3 protein-coding genes and 1 pseudogene are annotated in these 1773 nt (G+C 60.6%); all 4 read left to right on the plus strand.

What is annotated here, in order from left to right:
- Positions 1–205: pseudogene (locus VMR03_RS16980) on the plus strand (ribonucleotide-diphosphate reductase subunit beta); the annotation flags it as partial.
- Positions 206–322: 117 nt separating this feature from the next.
- On the plus strand, positions 323–955 hold the full coding sequence (locus VMR03_RS16985; RefSeq protein ID WP_325407316.1) for a hypothetical protein: 633 nt from the start codon (positions 323–325) through the stop codon (positions 953–955).
- Between the two features lie 17 nt (positions 956–972).
- Positions 973–1401, plus strand: coding sequence for an EamA family transporter (locus VMR03_RS16990; RefSeq protein WP_325407318.1), 429 nt, complete (start codon positions 973–975; stop codon positions 1399–1401).
- Positions 1402–1654: 253 nt separating this feature from the next.
- A partial coding sequence (locus VMR03_RS16995; RefSeq protein WP_414693195.1) for an ABC transporter permease subunit occupies positions 1655–1773 on the plus strand: 119 nt, incomplete at its 3' end.

The following is a 1773-nucleotide window of genomic DNA, read 5'->3' on the forward strand; positions in this document are numbered from 1 at the left end:
CGAGGTGAAGAACTACATCCGCTACATCGCCGACCGCCGCCTGACGCAGTTGAACCTCCAGCCCATCTACCGCACGGACAAGAACCCGCTGCCCTGGATGGACGAGATGCTGAACGGCATCGAGCACGCGAACTTCTTCGAGAACCGCGCCACGGAATATTCGAAAGCCTCGACCAAGGGCACCTGGGACGAAGCCTTCGATTGAGGCCGCTCTCCAGTGTCATCCCGGCGAATGCCGGGACCCATCGGCGGCGCGGTATGCAGTGAGGGAATGGGTCCCGGGAATAAATCCCGGGACGACAGGATAGGCGGAACCGGAGACATGAACCCCATCTTCTCGCCGGCCTTGCGAAGGGTTCTTTCCGCGAGCTTCGCGGTGCAAGCCATCATTCTCGCCGGCTGCATACCGCAGGGATATAATTACTTTGAACCCAGCGCGCCGTCCGGACACGTGGAGCAGTGGCGTGGTGCCTGCGGCGGTGCCTATGACCACATCACCTTCACAGCGCCGAACTATTCATGGGTGCAGGTGAGGCTGAGCACGTCCGAATTCGATTATGACAAACGGGTACCTGCACCGCTCACTGTCTATCTCACAATCCGCAAGCATATCCCCTCGGAGTTCGGCCCCTTCGCGGACGAAGAGAAGCAGGCCGTATACAACTCATGGCAAGCTCAAAAAATTTCGATCGCCCCGACGGCGGGATCGATCGACGTGTCTTGGCAAGGTGGCGGGCATGCGTCGCTTCCGATTTCCTTCCCGGACGCGAAGGCGGTGCTTGTACTGGATGAAAAAAAGGATTTCTTCGAGCAGAAGGTCGTCATTCCGGGATTTGCGGAACAATCTTTCGATGTGCAGTTGCCGACCTTTCTGATCGACGGTGTCGCCCTCGAGTTCCCTCCCGTACATTTCCAGAGGGTGGATAAAATCCTGGCGAGCGCCATTAACTGCTGATCAGCACGGTGTCGGCCATGAACCTCACCACCTCCTGGATATTCTGGGCCTTCCTTTCCGCCTGCTTCGCCGCGCTGACGGCGATCTTCGCCAAACTCGGCGTCGAGAACGTCAATTCCGATCTCGCGACGCTGATCCGCACCGTCGTCATCTTCGTGACGCTCGCCTTGATCCTGGCCGCCATCGGCGAACTCAAAAGGCCCGAAGCACTCTCCGCCCGCACATGGACCTTCCTGATCCTCTCGGGCCTCGCCACCGGCGGCTCGTGGATCTGCTACTTCCGTGCCCTGAAGATCGGGCAGGCGGCTGAGGTCGCGCCCATCGACAAGCTCTCGGTCGTCATGGTCGCGATCTTCGGCGCGGTCTTCCTCGGCGAGAAACTCTCGGCCACGGGCTGGCTCGGCGTCGCCCTCATCGGCCTCGGCGCCATCCTCGTCGCGCTCTGAATGTCACTGTTCAAGTCTCCGCCGCTGGCATAGGCTTTCCACCCATGCGCACACTCATCGCCGTCATCATCCTGTCGTTTTTCGCCACCGCCGCCTCCGCGACCGAGCCTTGCGAGCCGCGCGCGAAAGTCGCGCCCGCGCTGCACCGTCTTGAAGACGCGATGGCGAAGGACCGCTTCATCACCTACACGCCGACCTCGCTGAAAGTGGTCGACGGCAATGTGACGCGCGCCGACGACGACGCACCGCGCCTGTGGACATCTTCATTCAACAAATCATCAATGGTCTGGTGCTGGGCAGCATGTACGCCCTGGTCGCGCTGGGCTACACCATGGTGTACGGCATCATCAACCTCATCAACTTCGCCCATGG

This window comes from Parvibaculum sp. (assembly GCF_035511255.1).
Lineage (GTDB): Bacteria > Pseudomonadota > Alphaproteobacteria > Parvibaculales > Parvibaculaceae > Parvibaculum.